Below are 16,745 nucleotides of genomic sequence, written 5' to 3'. Positions count from 1 at the left end.
AGAAGGTCTGTGAAGTTGTCAGCGCTGTTCGCGGGGGTTGGCGTGGTCGCCCGATCCGTTCTGGTCGCCGCCCTGTTGCTGGGGCCCGCCCTGCGGCGGGTACGGCTGATAGGGCGGGCGCTGATTCGGGTCGTACCAGCCCGGCGGGGCCGGCGGTGGCGGCGGATACCAGTAGCCACCCTGATGCTGGCCGGGGCCCTGCTGGCCGGGCGGCGGTGGCGGCCAACCGGGCGCGTGCCAGCCGGCGGGCGCACCGTAGTCGGGCTGGGTGGCCCCGTTGGCGCCGTTGCCGTGCGCCCCGTTGGCTCCGTTGGAGCCGTTGCCGCCGTTCTGGCGTGCCGCGGCCTCCTCGGCGGCCTTGCTGGCTGCGGCGATCGCGGCCTTGAACGCCGGTTCGGGCAGAGGTTTGGGCCATTCCTCACCGCGCTCGATCGCCAGCTCGCCGGGGGTCTTGATCGGCGGTTTGTCCGACGGCACGCGGCCACCGAAATCGTCGAACATGGTCAGCCGCGGACGCTTCTTCACCTCGCCGAAGATGGCCTCGAGTTCGACGCGGTGCAGCGTCTCCTTCTCCAGCAACTCCCCGGCCAGGGTGTCGAGCACATCGCGATATTCGGTCAGGATCTCCCAGGCCTCGGTGTGCGCGGCTTCGATCAGCTTGCGGACCTCGTCGTCGATGATCTGGGCGACCTCGTGGCTGTAATCGGCCTGCGTGCCCATCGACCGGCCCAGGAACGGGTCCCCGTGCTCGGTGCCGTAGCGCACCGCCCCCAGCTTGCTGCTCATGCCGTACTCGGTGACCATCGCGCGGGCGATCTTGGTGGCCTGCTGGATGTCGGAGACCGCACCGGTGGTGGGCTCGCGGAACACCAGCTCCTCGGCGGCGCGCCCGCCCATCGCGAACACCAGCCGGGCGATCATCTCCGAGCGGGTCATCAGACCCTTGTCGTCCTCGGGCACCGCGACGGCGTGACCGCCGGTGCGGCCGCGGGCGAGAATGGTGACCTTGTAGATCGGCTCGATGTCGGGCATCGCCCACGCCGCCAGGGTGTGACCGCCTTCGTGGTAGGCGGTGATCTTCTTCTCCTGCTCGCTGATGATGCGGCTCTTGCGGCGCGGGCCACCCACCACCCGGTCGACGGCCTCTTCCAACGCCGGACCGGTGATGACGGTGCCGTTCTCGCGGGCCGTCAGCAGGGCGGCTTCGTTGATGACATTGGCCAGATCGGCACCCGACATGCCGACGGTGCGCTTGGCCAGCCCGTCCAGATCGGCGTCGGACGACATCGGTTTACCCGCCGAGTGCACCTTGAGCACCGCGCGACGGCCGGCCAGGTCGGGGCTGGTGACCGGGATCTGCCGGTCGAAGCGGCCGGGACGCAGCAGGGCCGGATCGAGGATATCGGGCCGGTTGGTGGCGGCGATGAGGATGACGCCCTGCCGGTCGCCGAAGCCGTCCATCTCGACGAGCAGCTGGTTGAGCGTCTGCTCGCGTTCGTCGTGGCCCCCGCCGAGGCCGGCGCCGCGCTGGCGGCCGACCGCGTCGATCTCGTCGACGAAGATGATGCAGGGGCTGTTCTGTTTGGCCTGTTCGAACAGGTCACGCACGCGGGAGGCGCCGACGCCGACGAACATCTCGACGAAGTCCGAACCGGAGATGGTGAAGAACGGAACGCCGGCCTCACCGGCCACCGCGCGGGCCAGCAGCGTCTTGCCGGTACCGGGAGGACCGTAGAGCAGCACACCCTTGGGGATCTTCGCGCCGAGCGCCTGGTAGCGCGTCGGGTTCTGCAGGAAGTCTTTGATCTCGTAGAGCTCCTCGACCGCCTCGTCGACGCCGGCGACGTCGGCGAAGGTGGTCTTGGGCATGTCCTTGCTCAGCTGTTTGGCGCGGGACTTGCCGAAACCGAAGCCCATCCGGCCACCGGTCTGCATGCGGGAGAAGAACACGAACAACGCCACCAGCAGCAGCAGCGGGAGCATGTAGATCAGCAGGGAGCCGAGCATGCTGCCCTGGTTGACGACGGTGTTGATCTTCGTGTTCTTCGCCTGCAGCGACTCGAACAGCGGGACGGCGTACCCGGTCGGGTACTTGGTGATGATCTTGTTGCTGTCCTCGGTGTCGCCGTTGCCGTTCTTCAGGTCGAGCCGCAGCTGTTGCTCACGGTCGTCGATCTGGGCGCTGGTGACGTTGTCACCGTTGATCTGCGCGATCGCCACCGACGTGTCGACGGGCTTGTACCCGCGAGTGTCGTCGCTGAAGTAGAAGAACGACCAGCCCAGCAGCAGCACGACCGCGATCACGATCAGCGTGCGGATCACATTTTTCCGGTTCATATTCCTTCAGGCCGACAGGGGGCTTCGGGGCTTCTTCGCCGAGGGCCTGCCGGCCGCGTCCTTCCGATACGTGCTCTGGGATAGTTCAGGCTACCGCTAGTCCAACGTTAGTAAGTTCCCGACGGCGGGGGTGGTGAGGCGCTGTGCTTGGGTGGGCCGGTGGCGATGTGGACCGAACGGTACGTCGAGACCGACGGTGTGCGATTGCGGGTGCTCGAGGCCGGTGACCCCGACGGCCCGCCGGTCATCCTCGCGCACGGGTTCCCCGAGCTGGCGTACTCGTGGCGCCACCAGATCCCGGTGCTCGCCGAAGCCGGCTTCCACGTGCTGGCTCCCGATCAGCGCGGCTACGGCGGATCGTCGCGGCCCGACGCCGTCGAGGACTACGACATCCACGCGCTCACCGGCGACCTGGTCGGCCTGCTCGACGACGCCGGCGCCCGGCAGGGCGTGTTCATCGGCCACGACTGGGGCGCCATGGTGGTCTGGCACACCGCATTGCTGCACCCCGATCGGGTGCGGGCGGTCGCCGGCCTGAGCGTGCCGCCGATCCCCCGCGCCCGCTCCCGGCCGACCGAACGCTGGCGGCAGAAGTTCGGCGAGGACTTCTACATGCTCCGCTTCCAGGAGCCCGGGCGCGCCGACGCCGAACTGGCCGCCGATGTGTCGGCCACCATGAGCGCGATGTTCGCCGGCCCGCTGACCGGAGCCGCCGAACTGCCCGACTGGATCAGCGCAGCGGAGTTCGAACACTACGTCGCCGAATTCCGCCGCACCGGATTCACCGGCGCGCTCAACTGGTACCGCAACTACGACCGCAACTGGGAGACCACCCCACAGCTGGCGACGGCGCGCGTCGGCGCGCCGGCCCTGTTCATCGGCGGAACGGCCGACCCGATCGGTCCGACCATGTCGGTGCACCGCGCGCACGAGGTGGTCGCCGGGCCCTATACCGAATTGATGATCAACGGTGCCGGACACTGGATTCAGCAGGAGCGACCCGACGAGGTGAACGCCGCGCTGCTGCAGTTCCTCGGCCGACCGGCGGGTTCGAAGCGGCCGGAACCAGGACACCCTCTGACGTAGGCTGCCGGACATGCCGATCGCAGCGTTCGCGAAGACCCGGTTGCTCCCCCTCGTCGCCATCGCGTTGACGGTGGCGGGGACCTCGGCCTGTGACGCCAGTTCGGGTCCGACGCCGGGCCCTTCGGAGGGCACCCGGCAGGTCACGGTGGTCGGCGAGGGACAGGTACAGGGCGCCCCGGACACGCTGACCGCGAATGTCGCGATGGAGGCCGTCGCCGCCGACGTCACCGGGGCCATGAACCAGTCCAGCGAACGCCAGCAGGCCGTGATCGACGCACTGGTCGACGCCGGAATCGACCGCAAGGACATCAACACCACCCAGGTCAGCCTGCAGCCCCAGTTCGGCCCGGACGGCACCGCGATCACCGGATACCGGGCGAGCAACGCGATCGACGTGAAGATCCGCGATCTGAGTGCGGCGTCGCAGGCCCTGGCGCTGATCGTGAGCTCCGGCGGCGACGCCACCCGGATCAACTCGGTGAACTACTCGATCGAAGACGACTCGCAGTTGATCCGCGACGCCAGGGCGCGAGCGTTCGACGATGCGAAGAGCCGCGCGCAGCAATACGCCGATCTGTCGGGCCTCGATCTGGGCAAGGTGGTGTCGATCTCGGAGTCGGCCGGTTCCATGCCTCCGCCGCAACCGATGCCGATGCGCGGCGCCGAGGCGGCGATGGCCGTTCCGCTCGAGCCGGGTCAGCAGACCGTCGGGTTCAACGTGACGGTGATCTGGGAACTGGACTGACCGCCGGGTGTGATCTCGACGGGAATGCCGTTGAGCACCGCCGTACCTGACGGAAGGTCCAGCGCCGCACCGTCGTTGAGCTGGTTGACGTTGACCCCGGGCCGTCCCGCCGCCACCGTGAGCCGCACCCCGTCCACATCGTGACCCCAGCCGTGCGGCAGCGAGACCACACCTCGACGCAGGGCGTCGGTGCGCTCGACCGGCGCTTCGAGCGCGCCACCGGGCCCCTTGACGACCGCGCTGTCGCGCAGGCCCAGTTCGGCGGCGTCGTCGGGGTGGATCTGCAGCGTGCACCGGTTGGTCCCGCCGGACAGGGCGGGCAGGTTGTGCATCCAGCTGTTGTTGGACCGCAGGTGCCTGCGGCCGATCAGCATGAACGTATCGTGCCGATTGCTCAGCGAATCCCGCAGGCGGGCAACGTCTTCGGTGATCGGCTCCGGAGCCAGTTCCACCTTGCCCGACGGGGTGCGCAACACCTCGAGCAGCCGGGGCGTCAGCTCGCCCAGATCGATGCCGTGCGGGTTGTCCTTCAGCAGCTGCAGGGTCAACCCGGCGGGCCGGGCACCGAACGCATCACCGTAGGCCCCCAACCGCAGCATCATGTCCAGACGCCGCTGATAGCCGGGTCCGGCGGGCAGCAGCGCCGTCAGCTCCTCGACCGGACGACCGGCCACCGGTGAATCGGGGTCGGCGGTCTCCTTGCTCAGGGTCGTCGAGATGACCTGCTCGTCGACCAGGGCGACGTCGCCGTCGGCCCCGAGACCGTGCAGGATCATCGTGAGCCGGGCCAGGATCTCGGATTCGCTGGGCCTGCCGTCGGGCAGGGGCAGCGCCGGCGGCGAGTAGCGGGCCGTGTTGCGCACGGCCACGTTGTTGAGCGCCACGTCGAAATGCGCGGTGCGCGAAGGTGGGGGCGGGGGCAGGATCACATCCGCGTGCCGGGTGGTCTCGTTGAGGTAGGGGTCGACGCTGACCATGAAGTCGACGCGGTCCAGGGCCCGGCTCAGCCCCTGGCCGTCAGGCGCCGACAGCACCGGGTTGCCGGCCACGGTGATCACCGCCCGGACCTGACCGTCGCCGGGCGTGGTGATCTCCTCGGCCAGCGCCGCCGCGGGCAGCTCACCCAGCGCCTCGGGGTGTCCGGACACCCGGCTGTGCCAGCGCCCGGTCCGGAAGCCGCGGCCGGGGCGGGGCGGTCGGGGCGCAGCCGCGACCGGCGACGTGGCGAACATCGCCCCGCCGGGCCGGTCGAGATTTCCGGTCAGGATGTTGACGACGTCGACGAGCCAGCTGGCCACCGTGCCGAACTCCACCGTGGAGGTCCCGATCCGGCCGTACACCGCCGCCGACGGCGCGGCGGCGATCTCGCGGGCCAGCGTTCGGATCTGTTCGGCGTCGACTCCGCAGTACGCGGCGACCGCCTCGGGGGCGAAGTCGGCGGCCAGCGCCCGCACGGTGTCGATCCCGGCCACGTGTTCGGCGATGCCACCGAGGCCGGGGGCGACGAGGTCTTCGTCGAACAGCGTGTGCACGACCGCGAACAGCAGCGCCGCATCGGTGCCCGGGCGTGGCGCGATGTGGCGATCGGCGATCTCGGCGGTGCGGGTGCGGGCCGGGTCGATGACGGTCAGCCGGCCCCCGCGCCGCCGCAGCGCCTTGAGCTTGCCACCGAAACGGCTGCGGTGGCGACACTTCCATTGGACACCAGCGGATTGGCGCCGATGACGACGAGGTGGTCGGTGCGGTCCAGATCGGGCACCGGGAAGGCGACCGGATTGCCGAACAGGTGGCCGATCGCGACGTGTTTGGGCATCTGGTCGAGCGTGCTGGCCGAGTAGACCTGACGTGTTCCGAGCGCGCGGACGATCAACGGCACATACATCGCGCCGGCGATCGTGTGGGCGTTCGGATTGCCGAGATACACCGCCACCGCGGGGCCGCCGTGCTCGCGCAGCACGGCGCCGAGGCCGTCGGCCACCGCGGCGAAGGCCTGCGCCCAGCTCACCTCGACCAATTCGCCGGCGCGGCGCACCAGTGGACCGGTCAACCGGTCGGGGTCGTTGTCCAGCTCCGGCAGACTCGCCCCCTTGGGGCACAGATATCCAGCGCTGAAGACATCCTCGCGGTCACCGCGCGCACCGGTGACCCGGCCACCGTCGATGGTCAGCGTGAGCCCACAGGTCGCCTCGCAGAGCGGGCAGATGCGCAGCGCGGTGTCGGTCATGGACCCATCCTGCGTCACGGGTGAGCGCCGCGGCGGCGATTCAGTCGTGGGTGTAGACCCTGGGGTCCAGCGTCCCGATGAACGGCAGATCTCGGTAGCGCTCGGCGTAGTCGAGGCCGTAGCCGACCACGAACTCGTTCGGGATGTCGAACCCGATGTAGGTGATGTCGACGTCGGCGCGCACCGCGTCGGGCTTGCGCAGCAGAGTGCACACCCGCAGTGAACGCGGACTGCGCGTGGCGAGATTGCGCAGCAGCCACGACAGCGTCAGCCCGGAGTCCACGATGTCCTCGACGATCAGCACGTCACGGTCGTTGATGTCGCGATCGAGATCCTTGAGGATGCGCACCACGCCCGACGATGAGGTCGACGAGCCGTAGGAGCTGACGGCCATGAACTCCAGCTGGGTGGGTAGCGGGATCGACCGGGCCAGATCGGTGACGAACATGACCGCGCCCTTGAGCACCGTGATGAGCAGCAGATCCTGCCCGGACGCCCGGTCGCGGTAGTCCTCGGCGATCAGCCCGGCCAGTTCCGCGGTCTTGGCCTTGATCTGTTCCTCGGACAACAGAACCGACTTGATGTCCCCGGGATACAGCTCCGGTGATTGCGCAGGCACAACCACAGCGTGCCAGACGCTTCCGCCGCCGGCCTGCTCGGCTAGCGGTCCACCGGTTCGACCGACATCGTCAGCCGGCCGTCGCGCCGGCCCGCGATCAGCCGCTCGCGGGTCCGGCCACCGGGCACCGCCACCCCGCCCTGACCCCGCCAGTGGGTGACGAGTGCGTCGACCGCCCGCAGGTGCCGGTCGGTCAGCGCACCGGCGCCCTGCGCGGTCAGCCACCGCCGGATCACCCGGCGCCGAATCGCGGTCGGCAGCCCCGACAGCCGGGCGGTGTCCAGACCGGTTTCGCACACCGCGTCGCGAAAGGCCGCCTCGGCGAGGCCGTCGAGCGCGTCGGTGTCCTCCCGCAGCGCGTCGGCCGTCCGGGCCAGCGCGGCGGCCACCCCGCCACCGAGCACCTCCTCCAGCAGCGGCAGCGCCTCGGCGCGCAACCTGCTGCGGGTGAAGCGGGGATCGGTGTTGTGCGGATCCCGCCACGGGGTCAAGCCCAGCTCCACGCAGGCGGCGGCGGTGACGGCCCGGCGCACCCCGAGCAGGGGGCGGTACCAGGGCGGGTCGGCGATCCGCATCCCGGCGATCGATCGGGCACCGGAGCCCCGCCCGAGCCCGAGCAGCACGGTCTCGGCCTGATCGTCGAGGGTGTGCGCCAGCAGCACCGGCGCACCGTCGTGCGCATCGCGCAGCGCGCGGTAGCGCGCCACCCGGGCGGCGCCCTCCGGCCCGCCGGCATCGCCCACCTCGGCGGTGAGGATGCGGGCGGCTGTGCAGCCCAGCTGCAACGCCTGCGCGCGGGCCGCGGCCGCGACGCCGCCGGACCCCGGTTGCAGCCGATGGTCGACGATCAGCGCGGTGGTGGGTTTGAGCCCGGCGGCGACCGCGGCCAGTGCGAGCGAGTCGGCCCCGCCCGACAGCGCCACACACCAGTGGTCCCACCCGTCGTCGACTTCGCGCGCGAACCGGGTCAGCGCGGTGCGCAGCTCGGCTACAGCACGCGGTCGATCCATCGCTGAGGTTCGTCGATCTCGGCGGGCAGGGGCAGGGTTTCCGGACCGGACCAGATGGTGTTGAAGCGCTCCATGCCGACTTTGCCGACGACCGCGTCGACGAACGCCTTGCCACGGGTGTACTGGCTCATCTTGGCGTCGATGCCCAGCAGCGCGCGCATCACGCGCTGCAGCGGCGGCTGCTGGCGTTCGCGTCGCTCGTTGAAGCGACGCCGGATGGTCGCCACCGACGGCACCACGGCGGGCCCGACGGCGTCCATCACATGGTCGGCATGCCCTTCGAGCAGGGTGCCCAGAACGAGCAACTGGTCCATCGCCTTGCGCTGGCCGTCGGACTGCACGGCGCGGACCAGGCCGAGCACGCCGGTGGAGTTCGGATCGGCGGGCGCCCCCGGCTTGCCACCGCGGTGGCGGACGAACTCGGCGAGCCGGCCGGCAACCTCGGTCACACTGTCCCCGGCGTCGTTGGTCAGCTCGGCCAGCGAGGTCGACATGTGTTCGGCCAGCCAGGGATTCGCGCGGAACTGGACGCGGTGGGTGACTTCGTGCAGACACACCCACAGCCGGAAGTCCGACGGCGGCACCCGCATCGCCCGTTCGACGGCAATCACGTTCGGCCACACCAGGAGTAATTCCCCGCCGCCGGCAACATCCCCCGAGTCGCTGCGCTCCTGCCCGCGGGCCCCCCCGAACGGGTCGTATTGGCCCAAAATCCCCGAGGAGACGAAGGCGAGCACCGCGCCGGTCTGCGCGCCGGCCACATGTCCGGTGACGAATCCGCTGGGCCGGTCGGTTCCCCCGGTCATGATCCGCATCGACTGGGTGGCCGCCCGGATCCACTCCGGACGGTCGACGATCCGGGCGTCCATCACGTCGGCACCCTCGTTGAGGCCGGTCACCTCGCGGACCGGCAGCTCGGCCGCGCGGGAGGCCGTGGCGAGTTCGTCGATCACCTGTCCGCGGGTGTAGGAGCTGGCCGGCGGACCGGGCCGGGCAAGCCGAGCGCCGACGGTGGCGGCGAAACCCCAGTCGACGGCGCGCCCGACGGTGGCCTCCGAGGCCGGGGCGCTCATGAACCGCACCCGCAGGCCCGCAGCGTGGCGGCCACCGCGTCGAGGGAGTTGCGGCCGTTGGGCCCCGCGTTGTTGGACATCAGCGCGAAGGTCAACACCCGGCCGCGGGCATCGGTGACGAACCCGGCAAGCGAGTTCGTCCCGGTCAGCGATCCGGTCTTGGCCCGCAGCCAACCCGCCGCGTCGCGGCCGGCTTCGGTGTCGAGGTAGCGATTGCTCAGGGTGCCGCTGCCGCCGGCGACCGGCAGCAGATCGACCAGCGGACGCAGCTCGGGCTGATCGTCGCCGGTGGCCGTGGTCACGACCTCGTCGAGGGTGAACGCGGTCAACCGGTCGTCGACCGACAGACCGCTCGAATCGTGCAGCGTGGCACCGGCGGTGTCGACGCCGGCGCTGCGCAGCTGCCCCAGCACGGCCGCGACGGCACCGTCGAAACTCTGCGGCCGGCCGAGTTGTGCGGCGACCTCTCTGCCGATGGACTCGGCCATCACGTTGTCCGAGGCGTTCATCATCACGCGGAGACGCTCCATCAGGGGTGGTGACTGGACGGCGGCGATCTGCCTGGCGCCGGTGGCCGGAGCCGGGCGCACCGTCACGGTGGCGGGGTCGATGCCCAGGGCGACGGCCAGCGCTCGGCCGGCGTCGGTGGCGGGGGTGGTGGATCGGCGCGAATTCTCGCTGACCGGCTGGGTGCGGCCGCCGTCGAGCATCACCGGAGCCATCGGCGCGATGTCGCCGCCACCGATGTCCAGCGGATCCCAGCCGACGGCCATATTGGGTCCGGTGTAGGCGCTGATGTCGACGCCGACGGCGGTGACCTCGATACCGCTGCGGCGCACCTGATCCGCCAGATCGCCGATCCTGGCGGCGTCGCGGTACCAACTCTCGGTGCCGCGCGGCGCCGCCGACAGAGTGGTGTCCCCGCCGCCCTTGAGAATCACCAGCCCGGGATCGGTGCGCTGGTCGGCGGCCACCACGGTGGTCGTCAGGCGGGCGTCCCGGTCGAGGGTCAGCAGCGCAGCCGCGGCGGTGAGCACCTTGTTGGTGGACGCGGGTTGCATCGGTACCCCGGCGCGCTGCGCCCAGAGCTGCTCGCCGGTGACGGCGTCGGTGACCCGACCAGTCAGGTCACCGAGATTCGGGTCGGCCAGGGCGGGCGCGAGTGCGGCGGCCAGTCCCCGCTCGGTCGGCGGGGGCGCGGCGTCGCCGACGGGGACGACGTGCGCAGAGGCGGTGACGGGTGCGGGCAGCGGTGGGATGTTCGCGGCGCTGCTGTCGCTGCGCCCGACGATCAGAACCGCGGTGACCGCGACGACCACCGCGACGAGCAGCAGCGCCGCCGCACCGATCGCCACCCGGGTCGATCGGCGCCACCGAGTGGGCCGCATGACACTCCTGCTGTCGAGGGGATGACCGAGCCACCCCGCCTACAGCAGCGTATCGCTCGTTTAGTGTGGACCCGCGAAGTCACCCGGCGACCCGAGGCCGGATTCATGCGAAGGAGCAGCAGCGGTGGAGTTCGAGGTCGTCATCGAGATCCCGAAGGGTTCGCGCAACAAATACGAGGTGGACCACGACAGCGGCCGGGTCAAGTTGGACCGCTACCTGTACACGTCGATGGCTTATCCGCTCGACTACGGCTTCATCGAGAACACCCTCGGAGAGGACGGCGACCCGCTCGACGCGCTGGTGCTGCTGCCCGAGCCGCTGTTCCCCGGCATCCTCGTCGACGCCCGTCCGGTGGCGATGTTCCAGATGACCGACGAGGCCGGCGGCGACGACAAGGTGCTCTGCGTACCGGCCGGTGACAAGCGCTGGGACCACATCCAGGACGTGGGCGACGTCCCGCCGCAGATCCTCGAAGAGGTCAAGCACTTCTTCGTGCACTACAAGGACCTCGAGCCCAACAAGTTCGTCAAGGCCGCCGACTGGGCCGACCGCGCCGCCGCGGAGGCCGAGATCAAGCGCTCATTCGATCGCTACACGCCCGACCACTGAGTCTTCTGGGTGAGCGTTCTGGCATTTGCGTGACGCCAGGGCGGAAATTCGGCCGCTGAACCGCCACAGCATTACGCACATCGTGGGTGCCCAGCCGGCGGGCCGGGATTTAGCCTGTCCGTAACACGGTGTAACGCCGTCGCCCATTCCGGCTCCCAGAATGGGGTCATGCTGATGCATCAGTGCGTCGGCCTCGACGCCTACAACACGATGCCGTTGCGCCGCGCCGTGCACGCGGTCTACGAATGCTGCTTCAGCGTGCCGCTGGCCGCCGACCTGGCCCGCGACCGGCCCTATCCGGATCGCGAGACGTTCTACCGGCGCGCCGATGAACTGCTGTTCGGCCTCGCCGAGGACTCGATCGACGACATCCTGCAGGCGCACCCCGACATCGGGCGCCGGCCGGGCAGCCCGAAATCAGCGGCGGAGCAGTGCGCGGTGTTCGACGAACGCCCCGAGGTGATGGATCAGCTCGGCGCCGCGGCCAACCATTACGTCGCCCACTTCGGATTCGGTTTCGTCATGTACGTCAACGGCTTGCGGGCCGCCGACGTGCTGACCGCGATCGCCGACCGGCTGCGTCACGACCGTGACACCGAGCGCAAGGTCGTGCGCGACGAGCTGTGCCGCATCAACCGCAGCCGACTCGAGCGCATGCTGGGTCCCGAAGGCGGCTATCACAACTGGTAGGCCGCTGGCCTACGGTTGGCGGGGTGAGCACTCCCTCGAGCCCGCCGCACTCACACTTCCTCGCACTGCCCGATCTCGCCTCCCGGGCGGCCGGCGCAGCGGTCGTGTGGGCCAACGACGAACTGTTCGCCGAGAAGGAGAACCTGATCCGGCCGGTGCCCGCGGAGCACCGACCGGCGACGTTCGGGCACAAGGGACAGATCTACGACGGCTGGGAGACCCGGCGGCGCCGCGGCGCCGATCACGAGTCCCACGATTCGGTGATCGTGCGGCTCGGGGCCCCCGGCATCGTGCGCGGGGTCGTCGTCGACACCGCCTTCTTCACCGGGAACTACCCACCCGAGGTATCTGTCGAGGCCCTCTACGTCCACGGTCATCCGCCGGTCGACGAGCTGCTCGGCCGGCACTGGACCACGCTGGTGGAACGCAGCCCGATCGACGGCGACACCCGCAATCCGTTCGAGGTCACCTCGAACCGCCGATGGTCCCACGTGCGGCTGACCATCTATCCCGACGGCGGCGTCGCACGGTTCCGGGTGCACGCCCAAGGTCTGCTCGACCCCCAATTTGCCGATCTGCCACTGGATCTCGCCGCGGTCGAGAACGGTGGCCGAATCACCGGCTGCTCCAACATGTTCTACAGCTCACCGAACAACCTGTTGCTGCCCGGCACGGCGCGCACCATGGGTGAGGGTTGGGAGACCTCCCGGCGGCGCGACGACGGTAACGACTGGGTGAGCGTGCAGCTGGCCGGCCACGGTGTGCTCACCTTCGCCGAGATCGACACGTCCTATTTCATCGGTAACGCCCCCGGCTCGGCGCAGCTTCGCGGACGCGACGGAGACGGCGAATGGTTCGACCTGCTCACCGGAACACCCCTGCAGCCCGACACCCGGCACCGGTTTCTGATCGACGAGACGCGACCGGTCACCGAGGCGCGACTGGACATCCATCCCGACGGCGGGCTGGCGCGGCTACGGCTGTTCGGCCGGCTCACCGACGACGGGCTGCGGCGCGTCGAGGAGAACTGGAGCCTGTCGGGCTGACATGTTCATCGTCGTCCTGAGCACGGTTCTGGGCCTGATCCACCTCTACATCTGGAAGCGGATGGTCCGCGACACCACGCACCGTGGGCGCACCCGCGTCGTGCTCACCGGCGTGCTGCTCGCCCTGGCCGCACTGCTGGTGGCCGCCCTGATGCTCCCGCGGCTCACCGGTTGGCCGGAGTCGCCCTGGCTGGCCTGGCCGGGATATCTGTGGTTCGGGCTGGCCGCGTACCTCTTCCTCACCCTGCTGGTGCTCGAGCCGGTGCGGCTGGTCATGCGCCGCTGGGTGAGGCGCCCACCCGCGTCGGCGCCGGCCGGCGAGCCGACCCCGGAACCCGCGGACTCGGCGGTCAACCGGCGGATCTTCCTGGCCCGGGCCGGGGCGGTCGCGGCGGGCGCAGCCTCGGTCGGACTGGTGGGCGTCGGCGCCGCCACCGCGCTGGGGCCGCCCGATCTGCTGCGGGTTCCGGTGGGTCTGCGCCGGCTCGATCCGGCGTTCAGTGGATTCCGCATCGCGGTGGTCTCCGATATCCACCTGGGACCGCTGGCCGGCCGCGCGCACACCGAGCGCATCGTCGCGATGATCAACCAGACCGAACCGGATCTGATCGCGATCGTCGGGGATCTGGTCGACGGCACCGTGGCCGAACTGGGCCGGGCCGCCGAGCCGCTGCAGGATCTGGTGGCGCGTGAGGGCGCGTTCTTCGTCACCGGAAACCACGAGTATTTCGTGCCCGACACGGCGCAGTGGCTGCTCGAGCTCGAACGCCTCGGGGTCACGCCGCTGCGCAACGAGAACACCGCGATCACCCGCGCCGGCGCGTCGCTCACCCTGGCCGGCGTCAACGATCTAACCGGACAGCAGCATTCCGACCCGCCGGATTTCGACCGGGCGCTGGCCGGGCGCGACGCCTCCGCACCGACGATCCTGCTGGCCCATCAACCCGTGCAGGTCGGCGACGCCGCGGCGCGAGGGGTGGACCTGCAGATCTCCGGACACACCCACGGTGGTCAGATGTGGCCGTTCCACTATGCGGTGCGGGCGGTGCAGCCGTCGCTCGCTGGTCTGTCCACGGTGGCCGGCGTCCCCGGCACCCAGCTCTACGTCACCCGCGGCGCCGGGTTCTGGGGGCCGCCGGTCCGGATCGGTGCACCGCCGGACATCACCGTGCTCGCCCTGCAGAATGGCGACTGACGTTCCAGGCCCACAGCCCCGAGAAAGCCCCCGGTCGGCGGCAATCCACCTATGATTTTCGGTGACCGCCGAGGGGTGCGGCGGTGAAGCGGGTAGGAGGGATACGTGATCCCCGAGCCCGCGACCGGTGCGCTGCACGAGGACCAGGCACCCGATCGGGAGCAGATCGTCCTCGTCGTCGACGACGACGCCCGGCTGCGTGAGCTGCTGGTGACTGTCCTGAACCCGCTGAACTGCGAGATCGTGCAGGCCAGTTCCGGCGAGGAGGCACTCACCGTGCTGCTGCAGCGCACGGTCACCGTGGTGGTGCTCGACATCAACATGCCCGGTATGACGGGCTTCGAGACCGCACAGCTGATCAGGGAGGCCGACGAGACGGCGTCCACGCCGATCATCTTCCTCACCGGTCAGGCCGAAGCCGGCGACCTCGGCCGCGGATACGATCTGGGCGCGGTCGACTTCCTCGTCAAACCGGTTTCCCGCCAGGTGCTCTACGCCAAGGTCAAGGCGTTGCTCGAACTCGACCAGTCGTTCGCGCGGCTGCGCGCGGAGGCGAGCAAGCTGCACGAGCAGCAGTTGCAGACCGCCCGCGCCGCGGAGATCCGGCAGCGCGAGGAGCTGGCCATCACCCGACGGCGCGAACGGCTGACCAACGTCTTCGCCGAGGCCAGCATCGACGTGGCCTCCCTGGAGCGGTCGATCGTCGCCGAGTTCAGCCACATGTTCGGCGCGGACTGTGTCCTGCGGTTGCCCACCGTCGACGACGGCTGGCACGACTCGGTGTCTCCGCCCGCCGCGGGCAGCACACCCGAACAACTGCAGGTGTGGCTGGCCGGACACCTCGCCGGCCGGGGCGACCAACCCCCGGCCTATCGGGCGGTACTCGTCGAGCAGTTGACCGCGCGCGCGCAGCGCGTCGGTGTCCTCTGCATCGGCCGGACCGACGGTCCGTCCTTCTCCGAGACCGAACGCGCCCTGTTCCGGGGGGCCTCGGTGGCCGCGGCGCTGGCGATCTCGAACGCCACGCTCTACCGCGTGCAGGCCGAATACGCGGCGGTCATGCAGGCCACCGGTGACGCCATCCTCGCCGTCGACGCCACCGGGCGGATCCGCAGCTGCAACAAGGCGGCCACCGCGCTGTTCAGCGGGGACGCAGATGACCTGCTGGGCCGGTCCATCGTCGATCTCGCCGTCCAGACACACCGGCAGCGACTCGACGACCAACTGCGCGCCACCCTGGCGTCGCACCAGGACCTCGCGCTGGAGATGACGCTGGTCGCCCACGACGGCCGCCCGGTGGACGTGATGATCACGCTGTCGCCGATCGGCGACCCGGTCGACCTGCACGCGGCCGTCGTGGTGCACGACCTGACCGAGATCAAGCACGCCCAGACCGAGATCCGGCACCTGGCCACCCACGACCCACTCACCGATCTGGCCAACCGCCGACAGCTCACCGAACGGCTCGCGGTGCTCACCGAGCGCAATCCCGGAGGAGATCGTCTGGTCGCACTGCTCTACGCGGACGTCAACCGGTTCAAGGCGGTCAACGACACCTACGGCCACGACACCGGCGACGACCTGCTCCTCGAGGTGGCCAGCCGGTTGCGCGCATCGGTCGGCCGGGACACCCTGGCCTGCCGCATCGGCGGTGACGAATTCGTGGTGGTGCTCGAGGGTCTGGCGTCGACCCGCGCAGCGGTCGAGGCCGGCAACCGGATCCTGCGCGACATCCAGACCGAACCGGTGCAGTGCCGCAACACGACGATCCAGCCCTCGCTGAGCATGGGCATCGCCTGTCTGGGCGAGAGCGCCCACAACGCGGAGGAACTGCTGTCCCAGGCGGATATGGCCATGTTCGAGGCCAAGAAGAACCGGTCGGGGGACTGTGTGCTCTACACCGACGTCATCGGTTCCCGGCATCAGGGCAAGGCGTATCTGCGGGCCGCTGTGGCCGATGCGATCGCACGCTCGGACTTCCGCATGGTGTACCAGCCGATCGTGCACGCCGGCACCGGAACGCTGGTCGGGCTGGAGGCCCTGGTGCGCTGGCGCCTCGGTGACGAGGAGATTCCCGCGCCCGAGATCCTCGGGTTGGCCGAGGCTACCGGCCAGGTGGGCGCCCTCGGCCGCTGGATCATGGAACGCAGTTTCGCCGATTACGCCGCCCTGGGCCGCGACGACGTGCGGTTGCACGTCAACCTCTCCCCCGAACAGGTGCTCGATCCGCACTTCATCGAGCACCTCATCGACGTGCAACGCCAGCACGCAGTGGCGCCGGAGCGCGTCTGCCTCGAGCTCACCGAGCGGGCGTTCAACGCCGATCCCGCCCCGGCCTATTCGACGTTGAGCCATGCCCACGAGCTGGGATTCGCGCTCGCCATCGACGATTTCGGCGTCGATCACGCCAGCATGACCAATCTGGTGCACATCCCGATCGACTGGCTGAAGATCGACCGCTCGTTCATCGCCCAGGTGGACCGAAACGAGCGGGTGCAGCGACTGGTTCGGAGTCAGATCGCGGTGGCCACCCACATGCAGGCCGTTCCGATCGCCGAGGGGGTGGAAACCCCGAACCAGGCGCACTGGCTCCGTGAGGCGGGATGCGTTCTGCAACAGGGTTTTGTGTACGCCCATCCGATCGAGGCGGCCGAGCTGGCCGCACAAACGGCACCCGGCCGACAATTCCGGCCGACCACCGAACTGGCGGAGGCCTAGGCCC

The 16,745-nt window shown here is 69.9% G+C and carries 12 protein-coding genes and 1 pseudogene; 7 read left to right on the top strand and 6 right to left on the bottom strand.

What is annotated here, in order from left to right:
* Positions 1-18 precede the first annotated feature (18 nt).
* Positions 19-2,337 carry an ATP-dependent zinc metalloprotease FtsH gene (gene ftsH, locus ACN27E_RS20695; RefSeq protein ID WP_422744284.1) on the bottom strand — a complete coding sequence of 773 codons (2,319 nt, stop codon included), beginning with the start codon at positions 2,335-2,337 and terminating at the stop codon, positions 19-21.
* A 165-nt stretch (positions 2,338-2,502) separates the two neighbouring features.
* Here ftsH and ACN27E_RS20690 point away from each other — a divergent pair, with 165 nt between their 5' ends.
* Together ACN27E_RS20690 and ACN27E_RS20685 are read left to right on the top strand one after the other, a co-directional pair.
* Complete coding sequence (locus tag ACN27E_RS20690) at positions 2,503-3,423, top strand: alpha/beta fold hydrolase (RefSeq protein WP_422750013.1); 921 nt, start codon at positions 2,503-2,505, stop codon at positions 3,421-3,423.
* Between the two features lie 10 nt (positions 3,424-3,433).
* Complete coding sequence (locus ACN27E_RS20685; protein ID WP_422744282.1) at positions 3,434-4,168, top strand: SIMPL domain-containing protein; 735 nt, start codon at positions 3,434-3,436, stop codon at positions 4,166-4,168.
* Here ACN27E_RS20685 and ACN27E_RS20680 read toward each other — a convergent pair.
* From ACN27E_RS20680 to dacB, 5 genes and pseudogenes are all read right to left on the bottom strand, one after another.
* Positions 4,120-6,392: pseudogene (locus tag ACN27E_RS20680) on the bottom strand (molybdopterin-dependent oxidoreductase). The gene ACN27E_RS20685 and the pseudogene ACN27E_RS20680 overlap by 49 nt on opposite strands.
* Positions 6,393-6,432: 40 nt before the next feature.
* Entirely contained in the window at positions 6,433-7,017 is a 585-nt protein-coding gene (gene hpt, locus ACN27E_RS20675; RefSeq protein ID WP_422744280.1) for a hypoxanthine phosphoribosyltransferase, read from the bottom strand.
* A gap of 35 nt (positions 7,018-7,052) precedes the next feature.
* The gene (gene tilS / locus ACN27E_RS20670) at positions 7,053-8,021 is read right to left on the bottom strand and encodes a tRNA lysidine(34) synthetase TilS (protein ID WP_422744278.1); all 969 of its coding nucleotides are present in this window, start codon (positions 8,019-8,021) and stop codon (positions 7,053-7,055) included.
* Positions 8,000-9,094, bottom strand: a complete 1,095-nt coding sequence (locus ACN27E_RS20665) for a zinc-dependent metalloprotease (protein WP_422744276.1) — start codon at positions 9,092-9,094, stop codon at positions 8,000-8,002. The genes tilS and ACN27E_RS20665 overlap by 22 nt, the downstream gene beginning before the upstream one ends.
* A complete protein-coding gene (dacB, locus tag ACN27E_RS20660; RefSeq protein ID WP_422744274.1) occupies positions 9,091-10,482 on the bottom strand; it encodes a D-alanyl-D-alanine carboxypeptidase/D-alanyl-D-alanine endopeptidase in 1,392 nt (463 codons plus the stop codon). Before dacB ends, ACN27E_RS20665 begins: the two co-directional genes overlap by 4 nt.
* A 124-nt stretch (positions 10,483-10,606) precedes the next feature.
* Between dacB and ACN27E_RS20655 the strand changes: the two genes are divergently transcribed.
* From ACN27E_RS20655 to ACN27E_RS20635, 5 genes are all read left to right on the top strand, one after another.
* Complete coding sequence (locus ACN27E_RS20655) at positions 10,607-11,092, top strand: inorganic diphosphatase (RefSeq protein WP_422744272.1); 486 nt, start codon at positions 10,607-10,609, stop codon at positions 11,090-11,092.
* A gap of 168 nt (positions 11,093-11,260) precedes the next feature.
* The gene (locus ACN27E_RS20650) at positions 11,261-11,782 is read left to right on the top strand and encodes a 2-oxo-4-hydroxy-4-carboxy-5-ureidoimidazoline decarboxylase (protein WP_422744270.1); all 522 of its coding nucleotides are present in this window, start codon (positions 11,261-11,263) and stop codon (positions 11,780-11,782) included.
* A gap of 23 nt (positions 11,783-11,805) precedes the next feature.
* Complete coding sequence (gene alc / locus ACN27E_RS20645) at positions 11,806-12,828, top strand: allantoicase (RefSeq protein ID WP_422744268.1); 1,023 nt, start codon at positions 11,806-11,808, stop codon at positions 12,826-12,828.
* Between the two features lies 1 nt (position 12,829).
* Positions 12,830-14,023, top strand: a complete 1,194-nt coding sequence (locus ACN27E_RS20640) for a metallophosphoesterase (protein ID WP_422744266.1) — start codon at positions 12,830-12,832, stop codon at positions 14,021-14,023.
* A 105-nt stretch (positions 14,024-14,128) separates the two neighbouring features.
* Positions 14,129-16,741: a two-component system response regulator gene (locus ACN27E_RS20635; RefSeq protein WP_422744264.1), complete on the top strand. Its 2,613-nt coding sequence runs from the start codon at positions 14,129-14,131 to the stop codon at positions 16,739-16,741.
* Positions 16,742-16,745 lie beyond the last annotated feature (4 nt).

The sequence above is a fragment of the Mycobacterium sp. WMMD1722 genome (genome assembly GCF_049315205.1).
Taxonomy (GTDB): Bacteria; Actinomycetota; Actinomycetes; order Mycobacteriales; family Mycobacteriaceae; genus Mycobacterium.
Note: the sequence above shows the minus strand (reverse complement) of the source record. Positions and strands in the feature narration are given on the sequence as shown.

Excerpts from the sequence above, each read along its gene's own strand:
- ftsH (WP_422744284.1), bottom strand. The coding sequence starts at position 2,337 with ATGAACCGGAAAAATGTGATCCGCACGCTGATCGTGATCGCGGTCGTG.
- ACN27E_RS20690 (WP_422750013.1), top strand. The coding sequence starts at position 2,503 with ATGTGGACCGAACGGTACGTCGAGACCGACGGTGTGCGATTGCGGGTG.
- ACN27E_RS20685 (WP_422744282.1), top strand. The coding sequence starts at position 3,434 with ATGCCGATCGCAGCGTTCGCGAAGACCCGGTTGCTCCCCCTCGTCGCC.
- tilS (WP_422744278.1), bottom strand. The coding sequence starts at position 8,021 with ATGGATCGACCGCGTGCTGTAGCCGAGCTGCGCACCGCGCTGACCCGG.
- ACN27E_RS20665 (WP_422744276.1), bottom strand. The coding sequence starts at position 9,094 with ATGAGCGCCCCGGCCTCGGAGGCCACCGTCGGGCGCGCCGTCGACTGG.
- dacB (WP_422744274.1), bottom strand. The coding sequence starts at position 10,482 with ATGCGGCCCACTCGGTGGCGCCGATCGACCCGGGTGGCGATCGGTGCG.
- ACN27E_RS20650 (WP_422744270.1), top strand. The coding sequence starts at position 11,261 with ATGCTGATGCATCAGTGCGTCGGCCTCGACGCCTACAACACGATGCCG.
- ACN27E_RS20640 (WP_422744266.1), top strand. The coding sequence starts at position 12,830 with ATGTTCATCGTCGTCCTGAGCACGGTTCTGGGCCTGATCCACCTCTAC.